Annotated in this window: 13 protein-coding genes; 1 reads left to right on the top strand and 12 read right to left on the bottom strand. The window is 53.0% G+C overall.

Features of this window, described 5'->3' with window-relative positions:
• Positions 1–56 precede the first annotated feature (56 nt).
• The 12 genes from AC1EK1_RS01025 to AC1EK1_RS00970 all read right to left on the bottom strand — a co-directional run bounded on the left by AC1EK1_RS01025 (position 57) and on the right by AC1EK1_RS00970 (position 11,975).
• Positions 57–2,660, bottom strand: coding sequence for a zinc-dependent metalloprotease (locus tag AC1EK1_RS01025; protein WP_480305200.1), 2,604 nt, complete (start codon positions 2,658–2,660; stop codon positions 57–59).
• 392 nt (positions 2,661–3,052) lie between these two features.
• The gene (locus tag AC1EK1_RS01020) at positions 3,053–3,922 is read right to left on the bottom strand and encodes a 4-hydroxy-3-methylbut-2-enyl diphosphate reductase (RefSeq protein WP_480305199.1); all 870 of its coding nucleotides are present in this window, start codon (positions 3,920–3,922) and stop codon (positions 3,053–3,055) included.
• Positions 3,919–4,617, bottom strand: coding sequence for a (d)CMP kinase (gene cmk, locus AC1EK1_RS01015; RefSeq protein ID WP_480305198.1), 699 nt, complete (start codon positions 4,615–4,617; stop codon positions 3,919–3,921). The genes AC1EK1_RS01020 and cmk overlap by 4 nt, the downstream gene beginning before the upstream one ends.
• Positions 4,614–6,596: a tetratricopeptide repeat protein gene (locus AC1EK1_RS01010; RefSeq protein WP_480305197.1), complete on the bottom strand. Its 1,983-nt coding sequence runs from the start codon at positions 6,594–6,596 to the stop codon at positions 4,614–4,616. The genes cmk and AC1EK1_RS01010 overlap by 4 nt, the downstream gene beginning before the upstream one ends.
• 8 nt (positions 6,597–6,604) lie before the next feature.
• Positions 6,605–7,156: a peptide deformylase gene (def, locus tag AC1EK1_RS01005; protein WP_480305196.1), complete on the bottom strand. Its 552-nt coding sequence runs from the start codon at positions 7,154–7,156 to the stop codon at positions 6,605–6,607.
• 11 nt (positions 7,157–7,167) lie between these two features.
• Complete coding sequence (gene ruvX, locus AC1EK1_RS01000; RefSeq protein ID WP_480305195.1) at positions 7,168–7,608, bottom strand: Holliday junction resolvase RuvX; 441 nt, start codon at positions 7,606–7,608, stop codon at positions 7,168–7,170.
• Positions 7,574–8,068, bottom strand: a complete 495-nt coding sequence (gene folK / locus AC1EK1_RS00995; protein ID WP_480305194.1) for a 2-amino-4-hydroxy-6-hydroxymethyldihydropteridine diphosphokinase — start codon at positions 8,066–8,068, stop codon at positions 7,574–7,576. Before folK ends, ruvX begins: the two co-directional genes overlap by 35 nt.
• Before the next feature lie 12 nt (positions 8,069–8,080).
• On the bottom strand, positions 8,081–9,130 hold the full coding sequence (queA, locus tag AC1EK1_RS00990; RefSeq protein WP_480305276.1) for a tRNA preQ1(34) S-adenosylmethionine ribosyltransferase-isomerase QueA: 1,050 nt from the start codon (positions 9,128–9,130) through the stop codon (positions 8,081–8,083).
• A gap of 71 nt (positions 9,131–9,201) precedes the next feature.
• Entirely contained in the window at positions 9,202–9,939 is a 738-nt protein-coding gene (gene truB, locus AC1EK1_RS00985; protein ID WP_480305193.1) for a tRNA pseudouridine(55) synthase TruB, read from the bottom strand.
• Between the two features lie 6 nt (positions 9,940–9,945).
• Positions 9,946–10,800: an undecaprenyl-diphosphate phosphatase gene (locus AC1EK1_RS00980; RefSeq protein ID WP_480305192.1), complete on the bottom strand. Its 855-nt coding sequence runs from the start codon at positions 10,798–10,800 to the stop codon at positions 9,946–9,948.
• On the bottom strand, positions 10,797–11,063 hold the full coding sequence (locus AC1EK1_RS00975) for a DUF3098 domain-containing protein (RefSeq protein WP_480305191.1): 267 nt from the start codon (positions 11,061–11,063) through the stop codon (positions 10,797–10,799). Before AC1EK1_RS00975 ends, AC1EK1_RS00980 begins: the two co-directional genes overlap by 4 nt.
• Before the next feature lie 27 nt (positions 11,064–11,090).
• A complete protein-coding gene (locus tag AC1EK1_RS00970) occupies positions 11,091–11,975 on the bottom strand; it encodes a cell division protein FtsX (RefSeq protein ID WP_480305190.1) in 885 nt (294 codons plus the stop codon).
• 666 nt (positions 11,976–12,641) lie between these two features.
• Here AC1EK1_RS00970 and dpp5 point away from each other — a divergent pair.
• Complete coding sequence (gene dpp5, locus AC1EK1_RS00965) at positions 12,642–14,705, top strand: dipeptidyl-peptidase Dpp5 (protein WP_480305189.1); 2,064 nt, start codon at positions 12,642–12,644, stop codon at positions 14,703–14,705.
• Positions 14,706–14,719: the final 14 nt, after the last annotated feature.

Here is a 14,719-nt window from a genome sequence, read left to right as displayed (position 1 = left end):
TGTGCCAAAACTAACTTTTGGCACACCCCCTCGTTTTGGTCGGAGCTGTATGTTAGTTATTTCCGGTCAAATGCTTCAGCAAACTCTTGTTCCCACTTGAGGTAATAGGCTTTGGTTGCCTTGTCAGTGGCTGTCGCGGCGCGACGCTTGTATAGCTCACGTATTTCTTTGACCTTTAGGGTCATGAGTGGAGCTACCTCGTAGGTGTCGGGGACATTGGGCATCATATTTGGACGGAAGAAGTTTTTGCCTTCACTTTTTGTTGTGTGGGAGCATAGGGTGGCGGGATCGGATTCGCGCAGCTTTTCTTTGAATTCATTGTTCAGTGCGATGGTATTTTTGGAGCTGGCTTTTTTGGGTGCCACGTAGTAGGCCATCATTGCGCTGAGTGTGGCGTCCTCGATGGCCATCGCGGTCTTGTCGAGTGTGGCTCCACGGTAGCTTTTGCGTAGCATGGTCTTGGTGGCGTCATCGATGTAGTCTTGTAGCTTGTACCCGGTGCTTTCTTTGGCGTTGTATCCTTCTAGGATTCCCAGCATTCGGTAGGGCTCAAAGATATCTGATGCGATGGAGGTGGGGATTCGTTTTTCCATCATGGCTCCGAAGACGTTGCCGGACATGTCGTACTTCTGGCGTGTCTCGTCGGTGATTAGCCAGGTGTAGAGGTCGTATAGCTGATCGGCAACCCAGTTGAGGGCCGCTTTTTGCTTGTTTTTGGTAAAGTAGGTGACGGGCATTTTGCCATCGCCTTGTCGGTTTTCGTAGTATTCGCGTCCGCCGATGTATGGGACTACGTGGCCTATGTGGCGCATGAACTGGGTGCAGATCTCGAAGTAGGTCTCAAAAAGATCATCGGTGTTTCGTCCCGGTTGGTACAGCCACTTTTCGTAGTTGTTCATGATGATTTTGAGGTTGCTGATTGCGTAGTTTCCGGCTCCGATGTGATCGTTGCTGAGGTCTTCTGTCTGGTCGGTGGGGTCGAGTAGGTTCATCTGCTGGGCACCGAAGCGGTACATGGGGTCGTCGTTTTTGGCCATGATCCACTTGTCTAGGCTCGGACGTTCATCTCTATAGGTTTGGACGTTGGGGATCAGTCGGTAGCCCCAGTTGATGGCGTGTACGTCGTATACTCCGAGGATGGGGGGGGTCAGTCGGACTCCTCTCTCGAGGTCACCGGGCTGTGCCACAAAGTTGTTGCGCGCATAGTCCATGATGGATGGGGTGGTGCCGTACTTTTGTGTGAATGCAGGGTCGCGTAGTTTTTCTAGCGGAAAGGCGTAGCTGGCGCCCATGTTGTGCATGAGTCCCAGTGTGTGTCCGATCTCGTGGGCCGCTACGTAGCGCATGGACTCTGCCATGATGGAGTCCGGAAAGACGAGTGTGCGTACCCGGCTGTCTACTGCTCCGGTCTGGGTGAATCGCCAGTTGTGTAGGAGTGAGACAACGTTGTGGTACCAGATGACGTCTGCATTTAGTATCTCTCCACTTCGGGGGTCTACGTAGCTAGGTCCCATGGCGTTTTTGATGCGTGTGGCGGCGTACTTGACGCATGAGAATCTCAGGTCATCGGGGTCAAAGTCGGGCATCTCGGCAGGAGATGGGTAGGGGCGTGCCTCTATTGCGTTTTTGAAGCCTGCTGCCTCAAATGCGGTACTCCAGTCGGTGATTCCTTGCATGACTGCTCCCATCCACTTTTTGGGGAAGGCGGTGTCTACGTAAAAGACAATGGGCTTGACCGGCTCTACCAGCTCGCCTCTGAAGTATGCGGCTGAGTCTTTGGGCTCCATGCGCCAGCGGTGTATGATCTGATAGGAGTCGACTTTGTCGATGCTTGTGCTAAAGCGTTGGCGTGTGGAGGAGAAGTAGCCGACTCTGTTGTCTTGCAGGCGGGGTCTCATGGGTTTTTCCGGGAGCAGGACGATGGAGCGGTGTGCCTCGACGGTGTAGGGGGATCTATTGTCGCGATAGGCTATGACCGACTTGACCTCTACGTTGCGTGGGAAACTGCGGACGCTGCGGATGAAGGAGCCTCCACTCACGGGACCGCCCGGGGCGCGTTGGTTTTCTCCCACGGGAGAAATGTAGGAGTCACCTCCGGTGAAGAAGTCGGTGACGTTGATGACAACGTTGCTTCCATTTTTGGCAACGATCTTGAAGCTCTTCATGATGGGGTCGCCAAAGTTTTTCTTGAATGCCGGTGTGATGGGGTCTTGCTGATCGACATAGGCTTGTGTCTGTGGCATGAGCATGAGGACTCGGTCTTGCTCTTTGACAAGTCGGATGAGGAAGGGGTCGGTGATCATCTGTCCGGCGACTGTCGTGGTGGAGTTGGTCGTCTTGGAGATACGGTTGGAGATCAATAGTGGCTTACCCATGATTGAGTCCGGTATCTCAAAGTAGAGCTCCTCTTCTTTGGAGATGGTGATGAATAGGCCGGAGTCTAGCTCGGCTTTTTTGATCAGGTTTTCGTACTTCTGCTCTTCTTCGGATTTGGGAGCATTGTTCTCTTTTTTTGCTTCTTCTTTAGCCTTTTGTCTTTTGGACTTGAACCAGTCCTTGACCGGTGCGCATGCCGCACTGCCGTTGGTGGTGTCCTGGGCATACGTGATAGGACTAAGTAGTAGCAACGCAAGAAGCGTAAGGAGCCCTTTTTGTTTCATGAGCCTAGTGAAATTTGTTGTATGGGTGGATGATATTATGAAGGTGCTGTACAGTTGATTGTCTAGCGTGACAAAGGTACAAAAAAAGACACTCTTGCTTATAAAGTCTTCTTTTGTGTCCTAAAACTATTTTTTTCGGTCGAAAAACTTGAAATCACTGTGTGATTTCTTCAGATCACTTAGTGATTTATTCGCGTCACTGTGTGATTTGAAGAAATCACATAGTGATTTTATCTTTTTCTTGGGCATGATTTACTTTTTCTCCGAGGTTGCCGGGTTTTTCTCTAGAAAAATTAACTTTTTCCTTTGTACGAAAAAGGCAGGGCGTTTTCGGTCAAAAACGTCCTGCCTTTTTGTGGTGTTTGTGTGGAAAAGGTGGGTGGTCGTGTGCTTCAGGGGTTTAGGGTGCGGACTTTTTGTGCGACGTCTTCCATCAGCCATGTGGGTGTGGAGGTTGCTCCTGAGATGCCTACGGTGTGTACCCAGTGGGGTAGTGGCTGGGTAATCTCTTCGGGGGAGGATATGAATGTGGTGTGGGGGTTGGCTTTTTTGGCGGTGTCGAAGAGGACTTTGCCGTTGCTTGAGTTTTTGCCGGCGATGAAGTAGATCCAATCTTTGGACTGTGCAAACTTTATGAGCTCGGGTATGCGGTTGGCGACTTGTCGGCAGATGGTGTCGAAGTACTTGAATGTGGTGCCGGGGGTGAGGTGTTGCCGGATGGTCTCGATGAGGTCGGTGTAGTCTTTGTGGCTTTTGGTGGTCTGGCTAAAGAGGTATATGGGCTTGGTGAAGTCGAGTAGGGTGAGTGCTTCGTCTTTGTTTTGGAGGACGATGGCTTCGTTGTTGGTCTGTCCGACTAGTCCGTTGACTTCGGCGTGTCCTTTTTTCCCAAAAATGACGATCTGTGCTTGGTCGGCTTTGGTTTTGTCGTAGGTGCGTCGGATGTGTTTTTGGAGCTGGAGTACGACGGGGCAGGTGGCATCGATGATGTGTACGTTTTTTTGTGCCATGAGGTTGTAGACCCATGGTGCTTCGCCGTGTGCTCTGAAGAGGACTACTCCTCCGTCTAGGTGGGGTAGCTCGTCGTAGTTGATGGCTTTGAGTCCTTTTCGGGAGAGGCGATCTACTTCTTGGCTGTTGTGTACGATCTCTCCCAGTGAGTGTAGGGATCCGGATTTGTCGAGGTATTTCTCTGCTTGGTTTATGGCATTGACGACGCCAAAGCAGAATCCGGCTGATGTGCTGATCTCGATGTCGATCATTGGGTTTGGAGGATTTCTTTTACCCGGGTGTTGATCCAAGCTTGTTGTTGTTCCGGGGTTAGGTCGGAGTTGTCCAGTAGCACGGCGTCGTCGGCTTGCCGTAGTGGACTGGTGGCTCTGGTGGAGTCGATGCGGTCTCTGTCGGTGATGTTTTGGAGGACTTGGTCGTAGTGGACTTCTTGTCCTTTTTGTTTGAGCTCTTGGTACCTTCGGTTGGCGCGTATCTCGGGTGTGGCTGTGACAAAAATCTTTAGTTCGGCATCCGGCAGTACTGTGGTGCCGATGTCTCTGCCGTCCATCACTACTCCTTTTTGTCGTGCCATCTGCTGTTGTTGGCGGACGAGATGTGTGCGGACTTGTGGGATGGTGCTGATGGGGCTGACGTGGCCGGATACCTGCATGCCTCGGATCTCTTTTTCGACGTCTTCGCCATTGAGGAGTAGGTGTTGGCCGTCGTCTGTGGGTGCAAATCGTAGCTCGATGTGGTTGAGTGCTTCAATGATCTTTGGGACATCGGGGGTGTGGTCGTCGCTCCATAGGTGGTGCCGGAGGGTATAGAGGGTGACGCCTCGGTACATGGCTCCTGTATCTATGTAGGTGTATCCGAGGTCTCCGGCAAGTCGTCTGGCGATGGTGCTTTTGCCGCAGGAGGAGTGGCCGTCTATTGCGATATTGATTTTCCGGGTAGTCTTCATTGCATGCGTCGAATAATGCTGTATGCGTCGTATATGCCGAGTGTGCCTGCTTTGCTCATGTAGCTGTCGGCTTTTTCTTTTTCGCCAAGTGCGTAGAGGGTGAGTCCGAGGTTGAAGTAGGCGACTCCCATCTCGTGGTCGGCCTTGATGGCGTGCTCGAAGTATTCTCTGGCCTGATGGTATTGCCCTATCGTGTAGTAGATACATCCGAGGTTGTATAGTGCGGGGGCATAGTTGGGGACTAGCTCGAGTACTTTTTGGAAATCACTGATTGCGGCCTCGGATACTGCTTTTCGGAGGAGTAGGTCGGGTTCGGTGTCTCGGTGTGTGGCTCGAAATGCGAGGATTCGTGAGGTGCCGCGCTGAAAGTAGAGTGCCGGCATGGTGGGCTGCTCTGTGATGGCTTGGGTGAGTGCCTGTACGACGCTGTCGTGATCCTTGATCGTGAGGTAGTCCATTGCTTGGCTGAATGGTGTCCCTGATGGGGATAGGTGCTCACGTAGCTGTGGCTCGCTGAGCTGTGGCAGGTCGTAGATGACGGAGATCTGTCGACCATCTTGTTCGTTGAGTCGGAGTGCTGTGGTGTAGTTTTTGCCGGAGGCAATCCTTAGTTGGCTGTCTGTCTTGGTGTAGTAGCTGAGCTGAAACATTGGGCGGAGGTCTACGGCTGTCTCGCGATCTTGGATGCGGCCTCGGATGTTTTCGCCCTCTTCGCTATAGAGTTGGTTGTAGGCTTTTTCTCGACTGTTGATGACTAGGAGCTTGAATTTCCGGATGTTTTCGTCTCTGTCGTCTCGGACTTCGTTGGTGGCGATGGTGTCGGTCGTAGCTTCTTGTTGTGCGTCTTGTTTTTTTCGTGCTTTGTCGGCTGTGCGGCTGTCGTAGATCAGTTTTGAGGCGTGGTAGAGGTCTTTGCGTGCGGCTCCCTCTTGTCCGATGAGGGTGTAGGCGTTGGATCGCTCGGTGTAGGCGGGGACGAATGTCGGGTAGCGTTGGATGATTTTGTCTAGGTCGGATAGGGCTAGCTTGGGATTGCCTACTTGGTTGGATAGGATGGCTCGATTGAATGTGGCGAAGTAGTTGCTTGGGTCGTTTCGGACTACGATGTTGAAGTCTTCGAGGGCTCCATTTAGTTCGCCTACTTGTGTCCTGAGCAGTCCTCTATTGTATCGTGCGAGTGTGTTGTTGGGCTCCATCTGTACCGCTGTGGAGTAGTCGTTCATGGCTCCGCGAAAGTTGTTTTGCTTGTAGCGCATGAGTGCGCGATTGATGTACAGATTGGCTTCTCCGGGGTTGTGCTCGAGGGCGTTGTTTAGGTAGCTTTCGGCGGCCGGGTAGTCGGCTTTGTCGTACATGATCTCTGCCATGGCGAGGTATGCTCCGGTAAGTCCCGGAGCTAGGTCTATTGCTTTTTTGAAAAGTGCCTCGGCGCCTATGGTGTCGGATTGCTGGAGGTGTAGTCCGCCGTCAATGACGTAGGCTGTGGCGTAGTCGGGGAAGAAGCGCTTCATGTAGTCCAGGGTTTGGCGGGCCTGGGTGGTGTCTTTTTGGGCTATGTACAGTACGGCGGAGTTGTGGAGCGCACCTTTGTGGTCGGGGTTGTTTTTTAGGACGACTTGGTAGTCTCGTAGTGCTAGGGAGTCTTTGTGGAGTGAGTGTCGTGCTATGCCCCGTAGGTAGTAGGCGTCGTAGATGTAGGGGTTTCGCGTGATGCTGTGTGTGGCATCCTCTTCGGATCCTCGGTAGTCGTCTAGGCTGTACTTGGCTACTGCTCGGTAGTAGTAGGGCTCTGCTCGGGCAGAGTCGGTGCGGATAGCGTTGTTGAGCAGCTGTATGGCTAGGACGTAGTCTTTGAAGTAAATGGCATTTCGTCCTATGGTCAGTACTCTATCCACATCTATTTGCGCCAGTGCTATGCTCTGACTGCCGACCAGTGTGGATAGTAGCCAAAGGATGATTCGGATCCACCTTTTTTGCATGACGGGTCTTACTTGGTTATTGTCCGGTAGGATGCATTTACTTTGCCTTTGGAGAGCTTGCTGAGTTTTCCTCTCAGCATTTGCCGGCGCATTGGTGCCACTTTGTCTGTGAAGAGGATTCCCTCCAGGTGATCATACTCGTGCTGAAACACTCGTGCGTTGAAGCCTTCGAGCACTTCTTCCACCCATTCTCCATCCAAGGTTTGGTACTTGACTCGGATGCGGCTTGGGCGTTTCACCGGCTCCGAGATGCCCGGTAGGCTGAGGCAGCCCTCGTCTAGGCTGACCAGCTCATCGCTGTACTCCAGGATCGTGGGGTTGATGATGGTCCTCCTAAAGCCCTCTGTCTCGGGGTAGAGGTCCTTTAGCTCGTCGGCGTCGATCACAAAGATTCGCACTGCTTTTCCCACTTGGGGTGCGGCGAGCCCAACCCCATCGGAGGCGTGCATTGTCTGGTATAGGTCGTCTATGAACTTGGGGAGGTCTGCTCTCGTGACATCGACCTCCTCTGTCGCTTCGCGGAGGACCTCCATCCCATAGACGTATATAGGTAGTATCATAAAAGTGTTGATTATCTCTTTTGTTGCATATATGGTAGTCCTGATTTGCTTTCCATGAAGTCTCTCAGGATGATCACGGCACTGACTTCGTCCACCAGTCCTTTTTCTTTTCGTTTCTCCTTGGGGACACCACTTGCTATGATGGATCGTTGTGCCAGTACGGAGGTGTAGCGTTCGTCGTAGTGGACGATTTCGAGGTTGGGTAGGAGCTTGCGTATCCGATTGAGTAGTGGTACTATGTACTTGACACTCTCCGACTCTGTGTTGTCCGCCTGTCGTGGTGCACCTACCACCAGAGCATCCACCGGCTCCTTGGTGCAGTAGTCTGCCAACCACTCTGCCACTGCACTTGTAGGCATATAGCCTATGGGCGAGGGGATGATTTTCATGAGGTCTGTGGCGGCAATCCCGGTGCGCTTACGGCCTACATCCAGTGCTACAAGTCTTCCCATGATAGAGTTCTATTATTGTCTTTCCGGTCACCGGATCTACTGTGCTTGGTGCAATCTCTGCCAGTGGTCCTAGGACAAACGATCGCTTCCGAAACTCCGGGTGAGGAATCACCAGCTCATCGGAGAGCCATTGTGCCGATCCGTATAGGATGATGTCGATGTCGCAGGTCCGGTCTTGGTAGTGTCCGTCGTTGCTTTTTTGGCTTCGTCCGAGTATCCTCTCTATATCTTGCGTGATGTCCAAAAGCTCCAGTGGGCTGAGTCCGGTCCTGACCCCGATGACTTGGTTGAGGAAGTGATGGGGGGAGCTAAATCCCTCGGGTGTGGTGTCGTACACCTTGGACTCGGACAATATGGTGCCCACCTTTTGTCGAATCAATGCCCTTGCATCGGACAAGGTTTGGGCTCGATCACCAAGGTTGCTGCCCAGTGCCAGATAGACTTCTACTCCACCCTCCATACTCCTTATTTATCAGATGATCAGCATCGCATCTCCATACTCGCCAAACCCATACTTTTCCTTTATGGCCACCTTGTAGGCGTTCATGACATAGTCGTATCCGCCAAATGCGGCCGCATTCATCAGCATCGGGGAGAGTGGCATGTGAAATCCTGTGATCATTGCGGTGGCGACATCAAACCTGTACTCCGGGAAGATAAACTTTCCCGTCCAGCCATCGTAGGGCTTGATGAACCCATCGGTACTCACGCAGGTCTCTAGGGCTTTCATGGTGGATGCGCCTACTGCGCAGATCCGGTGTCCCTCGGTTTTGGCATGATTGACTATTTGGCAACACTCAGCCGTCACAATCATGCGCTCGCTTCCCATCTTGTACTTCGTCAGGTCGTCCACATCTATCTCGGAGTACATCACTCTACTGTTGTGCAGTGTCAGGGTCGGGAAGACACAGTCCTTTAGCTCTAGACGCTTGAGGAGCTCTCGGCTGAAGTGAAATCCTGCCGCCGGTCCGACCACAGCACCCTCATTCTTGGCATATATAGTCTGGTACCGTTCTTGGTCCTCTTCGTCCGGTTTGCGTTTGATATAGGAGGGGATGGGAGTAATCCCGTGGGCAAAAAGCTCCTCCTTGAATTCTTCGTGCGTCCCTTCGTAGATAAAGCGCAGGGTACGTCCTCGAGAGGTCGTGTTGTCGATGACTTCGGCCACCAAGCTTTCGTCTTCGCCAAAGAAAAGTTTGTTGCCAATCCTTATTTTCCTAGCCGGGTCTACCAGTACATCCCACAGGAGGATTTCCGGCTTTAGCTCGCGCAACAAAAATACCTCAATAGCCGCATTGGTCTTCTCTTTATGTCCGACAAGGCGTGCCGGGAAGACCTTGGTGTCGTTGAGCACAAAAGCATCTCCGGCATCAAAATAGTCGACCAAGTCTTTGAAGAGTCGGTGCTCAATATCCCCGGAGTCCTTGTGTACGACCATCAAGCGGGATTCGTCGCGAAAGTGTGCCGGCTTCTGAGCGATTAGCTCCTCCGGTAGTTTGAATTTGAATTGGGAGAGCTTCATGCTTCCCATATTGTTTCTCAGTGTCTTCATATGTTTTGGAATAACCTGTTCAAAGGCACATTTGTTCAGTCTCAAGCTTCTTGGGTCGTCTGAGACAGGATCTCTTCTATATAGTCCTGAAATTCCTCCGGCTTCAGGCCATTCTCCGTACCAAAGTCTCCCACTCTTGTCCTCCTCAGTGCAGTCAGGTGAGCACCACTCCCCAGTGCCTGACCTAGATCTCTGGCGAGCGAGCGTATGTAGGTCCCTTTTCCGCAAGTGACCTCCAGTTCGATCTCCGGCAGTGACGCTTTGCGGAGCTTCAGCTCGTAGATCCGCACCTCTCTGGGGGGCAACTCTAGATCGCTACCTTTTCTGGCCAGTTCGTAGGCCCGTGTCCCTTCCACATTGACGGCCGAAAAGAGTGGCGGGGACTGTAGGATCGGCCCCTCAAAGGCTGCAAGAGCATCGTGTATCATTTCCGAGGTGATGTGTTCGTACGGATACACCCCGTCCACTTCGGTCTCTAGGTCGTAGCTTGGTGTGGTGGCACCGAGTCGCAACGTGGCCACGTAGGTCTTGGGCATCAGCTGCACCTCCTCTATGCGCTTGGTGTACTTCCCTGTGCATAGGACGACCACGCCGGTGGCCAGAGGATCCAGCGTGCCGGCGTGCCCGACCTTGATCCGCTTGACCCCCAGAGCTTTGGAGAGCAACCACCGAAAGCGGTTGACGACATCAAAGCTCGTCCAGCCCAATGGCTTGTCGACGACTACAAACTGTCCGTCGCTAAAGGGATTGGGGGGAGTCCGGTGCGGTTGCTTATTCATCTCTGCTTAGTGAATGATTGCCAAGTCCATGCCCAGTGCCAGAGCTGCGAGGATTAGTCCTCCCACAATGATACGATACAGGCCAAATGCCCTAAAGCTATGGCGCTGTATGTACATGATGAAGTATCGGATCGCAACTGCGGCCACCAAAAAGGCCACCACATTCCCCACCACCAGGGTGAGCATATTGTCTTGTAGGATGGACAGCCGGTCGCTCCTAAAGAGCTTGATGACTTGGAGCAGTGAGGCTCCAAACATCGTCGGAACCGCCAAAAAGAAGCTAAACTCAGCGGCTCTTTTTCGGTCGAGCCCCACCACCATACCACCGACGATGGTGCTCATGGAGCGAGACATCCCCGGGAAAAACATGGCGATGCACTGGAAAAGTCCTATGGCAAATGCTTGTACGTAGGATATGTTTTGCCGTGTTCCCCGCTTTACCCATCGGTCGATGAAGAGCATGATCACGCCTCCGACCACAAGGTTCAGCGCAATCACCCACACCTTTCCCAGCACCTCGTCCACCCAGTCGTCAAAGAGCAGCCCCAGGACTACGGCCGGTATGAGAGCCACGATTAGCTTTAGGTAAAAGCTCACTCGCCCCACAGCCTTGCGCCATAGAGGCACCTTCTCTGATCGGAGTGCCGGCGGAACCGAAAAATCAAAAAAGTACCTGTAGTACATCAGGACTACCGCCAAGATGGCCCCAAACTGAATCATGACCGTAAAGGCCTTGACATAGGGCGTACTCTCAATCCCCAGCAAGGCCTGAGCGATGACCATGTGGCCGGTACTCGACACCGGCAAAAACTCGGTCAGCCCCTCCACGATGGCAAGTATGATGGACTCGAATAGTGTCATTTCCGGACTCTGCCACGGTATAGGATTGCGACCACCACATTCAGATACCCGATGGCGCAGATCACGGGTGCCAGCACTATCCTACGCATGCTAAACACACGCTCGTCAAAGCTCACGCCATCCGGAGAGCTACCACCGGACATGAGTAGGTACCCGATCGTGATCAGGAGGAGTGAGAGGAGTAGGAGGTAGCCGTTGACCTTGGTAAATCCGGAGCGATAGGAGCCCTTGTCGGGCTTCGCTTCTCGTTGTTCGATATTCATGAGATAGCTGTGTCTACGTGTTTGTTGTCAGGCTCGGTAGAGCTTGTCCGCATCCATCTTGAGGTAGTGCGTGACTGCGGCGGCGGCACTCAGCCAGCTGATCAGGATGCCCAGAGCCAATACGATGCCGGCTACGATACCGGCGTTGGCCGGGGTGAGGACCGTCCGCATGATCGGGTAGGTGGTCATCACATGTGTCCACGCCCATCCAAGCAGCCCCAAGGCCACAATGGCCGAAATCACACCACTCCACACATTGGAGCGAATGAAGGGAGCGCGAATGAACGAGGGTGTGGCACCCACCAAGCGCATCGTGTAGATCAAGAACCGCTTGGAGTAGATCAGGAGGCGTATCGTGTTGTTGATCAGTACAGTCGAGATCAAGAGCAGTAGCAGTGCCACCACGATCATCACAAGGGTCACGGTCCGGATATTGCTGTTGAGCTCCTCCACCAGATCTTTTCGGAAGCTGACCGACTGTGTCAGTGGGTAGCTGTTGAGCTTTTGCTCAATCATTCGGATGCTGTCGGGAGAGGTGATGTAGTCGGCCTTGATATAGACCTCAAAAGTGGGAGACAAGGGGTTCCAGCCCAAAAACTCCTCCGGACTCTCGCCCAACTCCTGCGTGAGGTCGATCATTGCTTGCTCTTTGGAGAAAAACTCCACCCCTCGCACAAAGGGCTCTTTGGTAATCAATCCCTGCATATTGGCAATCTCCGAGTCGGTGGCTTCGGGGGTCAGGAGGACCGTGAAGTTGAAGCTCTCGCGGACATAGTCCTTGAGACCGGTTGCCACTAGCCCCAGCATCGCCACCACTCCGACCAAAAAGAGTACCATGGAGATACTGATGATACTGATGATCCGTGAGTGCAAAAAGCCGGGCGCTTTTTTGCCTTGTTCGTGCTTAGACATTTCTTTGTTTTATCAAGCCTGATGGTAACTGTTCCAAACGCCCAAAGTTACCTATTTTTCTGCACAGTGCCGAACCCCCCGAGCCACCTCCCGTCCCACAGGTTAGGCACTTGTGTCTCCTCCTAGGAGCTTCGTGATGGTCGCCACGCTGCTCGGCGCATATTTAGGAGGAAGGAAGAAAAACCCGGCAAGCTCGGAGAAAAAGATGCGCTTGTCCTATGAAAAAGATAAAATCACTGTGTGATTTGAATAAATCACACAGTGACCTGAATAAATCACTAAGTGATTTGAAGAAATCACTTAGTGATTTGGAGTTTTTCGACCGGGAAAAATAGTTTGGAAGTACATAGCGTGGACTTTCTAACCTTGGGTGAGGACTTTTTGACCAGTCGGAATGCCAAAGGTTTGGCCCTTAGGTGCACGCTCCGCCTGATAAATGTGGCGATGGTGTGGTCGGAGTCGGAGTTGCGTTTTTTTCGTAAATTCGCAGAAAGGGCGCACGGCCACGTTGGATTGACAATGTCCGAGTGGGTTGCCCCCTTTTTCATCCTCCCCTTTTTGCTCCGATGTGGTGGGCCTGCACATCCGTTTGCTCGGCACTTGTCGGGATGGGGGGCTGATCGAGAAAAAGACGACACAACCCAAAATTTTTTTTTGACCATAAACATGAGTAAGGTATTGAAAAAGATGGCTATGACTGCTGTCCTCTGTGGCTCCCTCACGGTGGGTGGGGCCACACTTCCTGCATCGGCAGGATCCAAGAGATTTACCCCGGAGGCAATGATGGAGCTCTATAGGATAGGGGGTCCGGAGCTTTCGCCGGACGCTCGGCACTACCTATATACGCGTAGCAAGCCCAACTTGGCTGAAAACTCCTCCACTACCGAGATAATGCTTGGGGAGGTGGGCAAGCCCGGGGCTGCACGGGTATTGGTGGAGGGCAAGGGGCACTCGCCCGTGTTTCTCGACAACCGTACTGTCGCATACATTACGACTGACCGGACGCCGGCTCAGGTGGCACTGATCAATATCGATGGGAGCGGCAGGAGGGTCGTCTCGGACTATCCTTTTGAGGTGGAGGCGTTCCTTTTCTCGCCCAAGCGCGACAAAGTGGTGGTGATCCGTGAGCGTGAGTTGCCACAAATTGCCAAGCAGGAAAACCCGGACTTGGACAAAACCTCCGGCCTGATCTTTGATGACCTGATGTACAAGCACTGGGACCACTGGAATCTCACGACTCGCCAGCCCTATATCTCCATGGTCTCCTCAGATCTGAAGATCAGCTCCGATCTGACACCGGTCCTGGGAGAGGGCGAGTGGTACGAGGTCCCGACCAAGCCTTTTTCGGGCGTGGAGGATCTGAGCTGGAGCCCCGATGGCTCCAAGCTGGCCTACTCTTGTCGCAAAAAGATGGGGCTGGCGTACGCCGTGTCGACCAATACGGATATATATGTCTACGACCTGAAGAGTGGTGAGACTACCAATATCACCGAGGGAATGATGGGCTACGACACCCACCCGGCCTACTCGTCCGATGGAAGGTACATCGCCTGGATCAGCATGGAGCGTGATGGCTACGAGGCGGATCTGAAGCGTCTTTTTGTCCTGGATACCCGGACGGGGCAGAAGACCTTTTTGAGCCGAGACTATGACAACTTTGTGGACGACTTTGCGTGGATGGACGGGGATCGTCGTATCCGATTTGTCAGCAATGATAGGGGGCTGGGGTCGCTTTTTGAGATCGACCTAAACGGTAAGGTGACCCGCACCTACAAGCCCAAGCAGGCCGATGTCACGGCCTTTTCGGGGACGGGTGATGTGGTGCTCTTTGCGATGCAGTCGATGGAGTCACCGGCTGACCTGTATTGTATGGTGGGCAAGAAACCGGTCCAAAAACTGACCACGGAGAATGATGCTTTCCTAGCCCAGTTTGGCAAAATAACGATACAGGAGCGCTGGATACCGACGACGACGGGAGAGAAGATGCTGGTGTGGGTGGTGTTGCCACCCGACTTTGATGCCACAAAAAAGTACCCCGCAATACTCTACTGCCAAGGTGGTCCGCAGAGTACGGTGAGCCAATTTTGGAGCTATCGGTGGAACATCCGCACCTTTGCCAGTGGAGGGTACGTCATGGTCCTGCCCAACCGACACGGGGTCCCGGGTTTTGGCAAAGCCTGGAACGAACAAATAAGTGGTGACTACGGTGGACAAAATATGAAGGACTACCTCACCGCCATAGACGAAGTGGCCAAGGAGCCCTATGTGGACGAAAATCGACTGGGTGCGACGGGGGCAAGCTATGGTGGCTTTTCGGTCTATTGGCTGGCCGGACACCACGAGGGAAGATTCAAGGCCCTGATGGCGCATGCCGGGATTTTCAACCTCGAGGCACAGTACCTCGAGACAGAGGAAAAGTGGTTCGCCAACTGGGATATGGGCGGTGCCTACTGGGACAAGGACAATGCGATCGCACAGCGCACTTTTGCCAACTCCCCCCATCGCTTTGTGAACAAGTGGACTGCCCCCATCCTCATCTCGGTGGGCGACTTGGACTACAGGATTGTCTCCTCACAGGGTATGCAGGCTTTTGACGCCGCCAGGATGCATGGGCTACCCGCACGCCTCCTCTACTACCCCGATGAGAGCCACTGGATCCTACGACCACAGAATGGCGTGCTCTTTTACCGCACGTGGTTTGACTGGATGGATCGTTACCTGAAACAATGACACAGATGAAATCT

The sequence above is a fragment of the Porphyromonas sp. C0026D3 genome (assembly GCF_056590775.1).
This window is presented reverse-complemented; position numbering and strand designations above follow the sequence as displayed.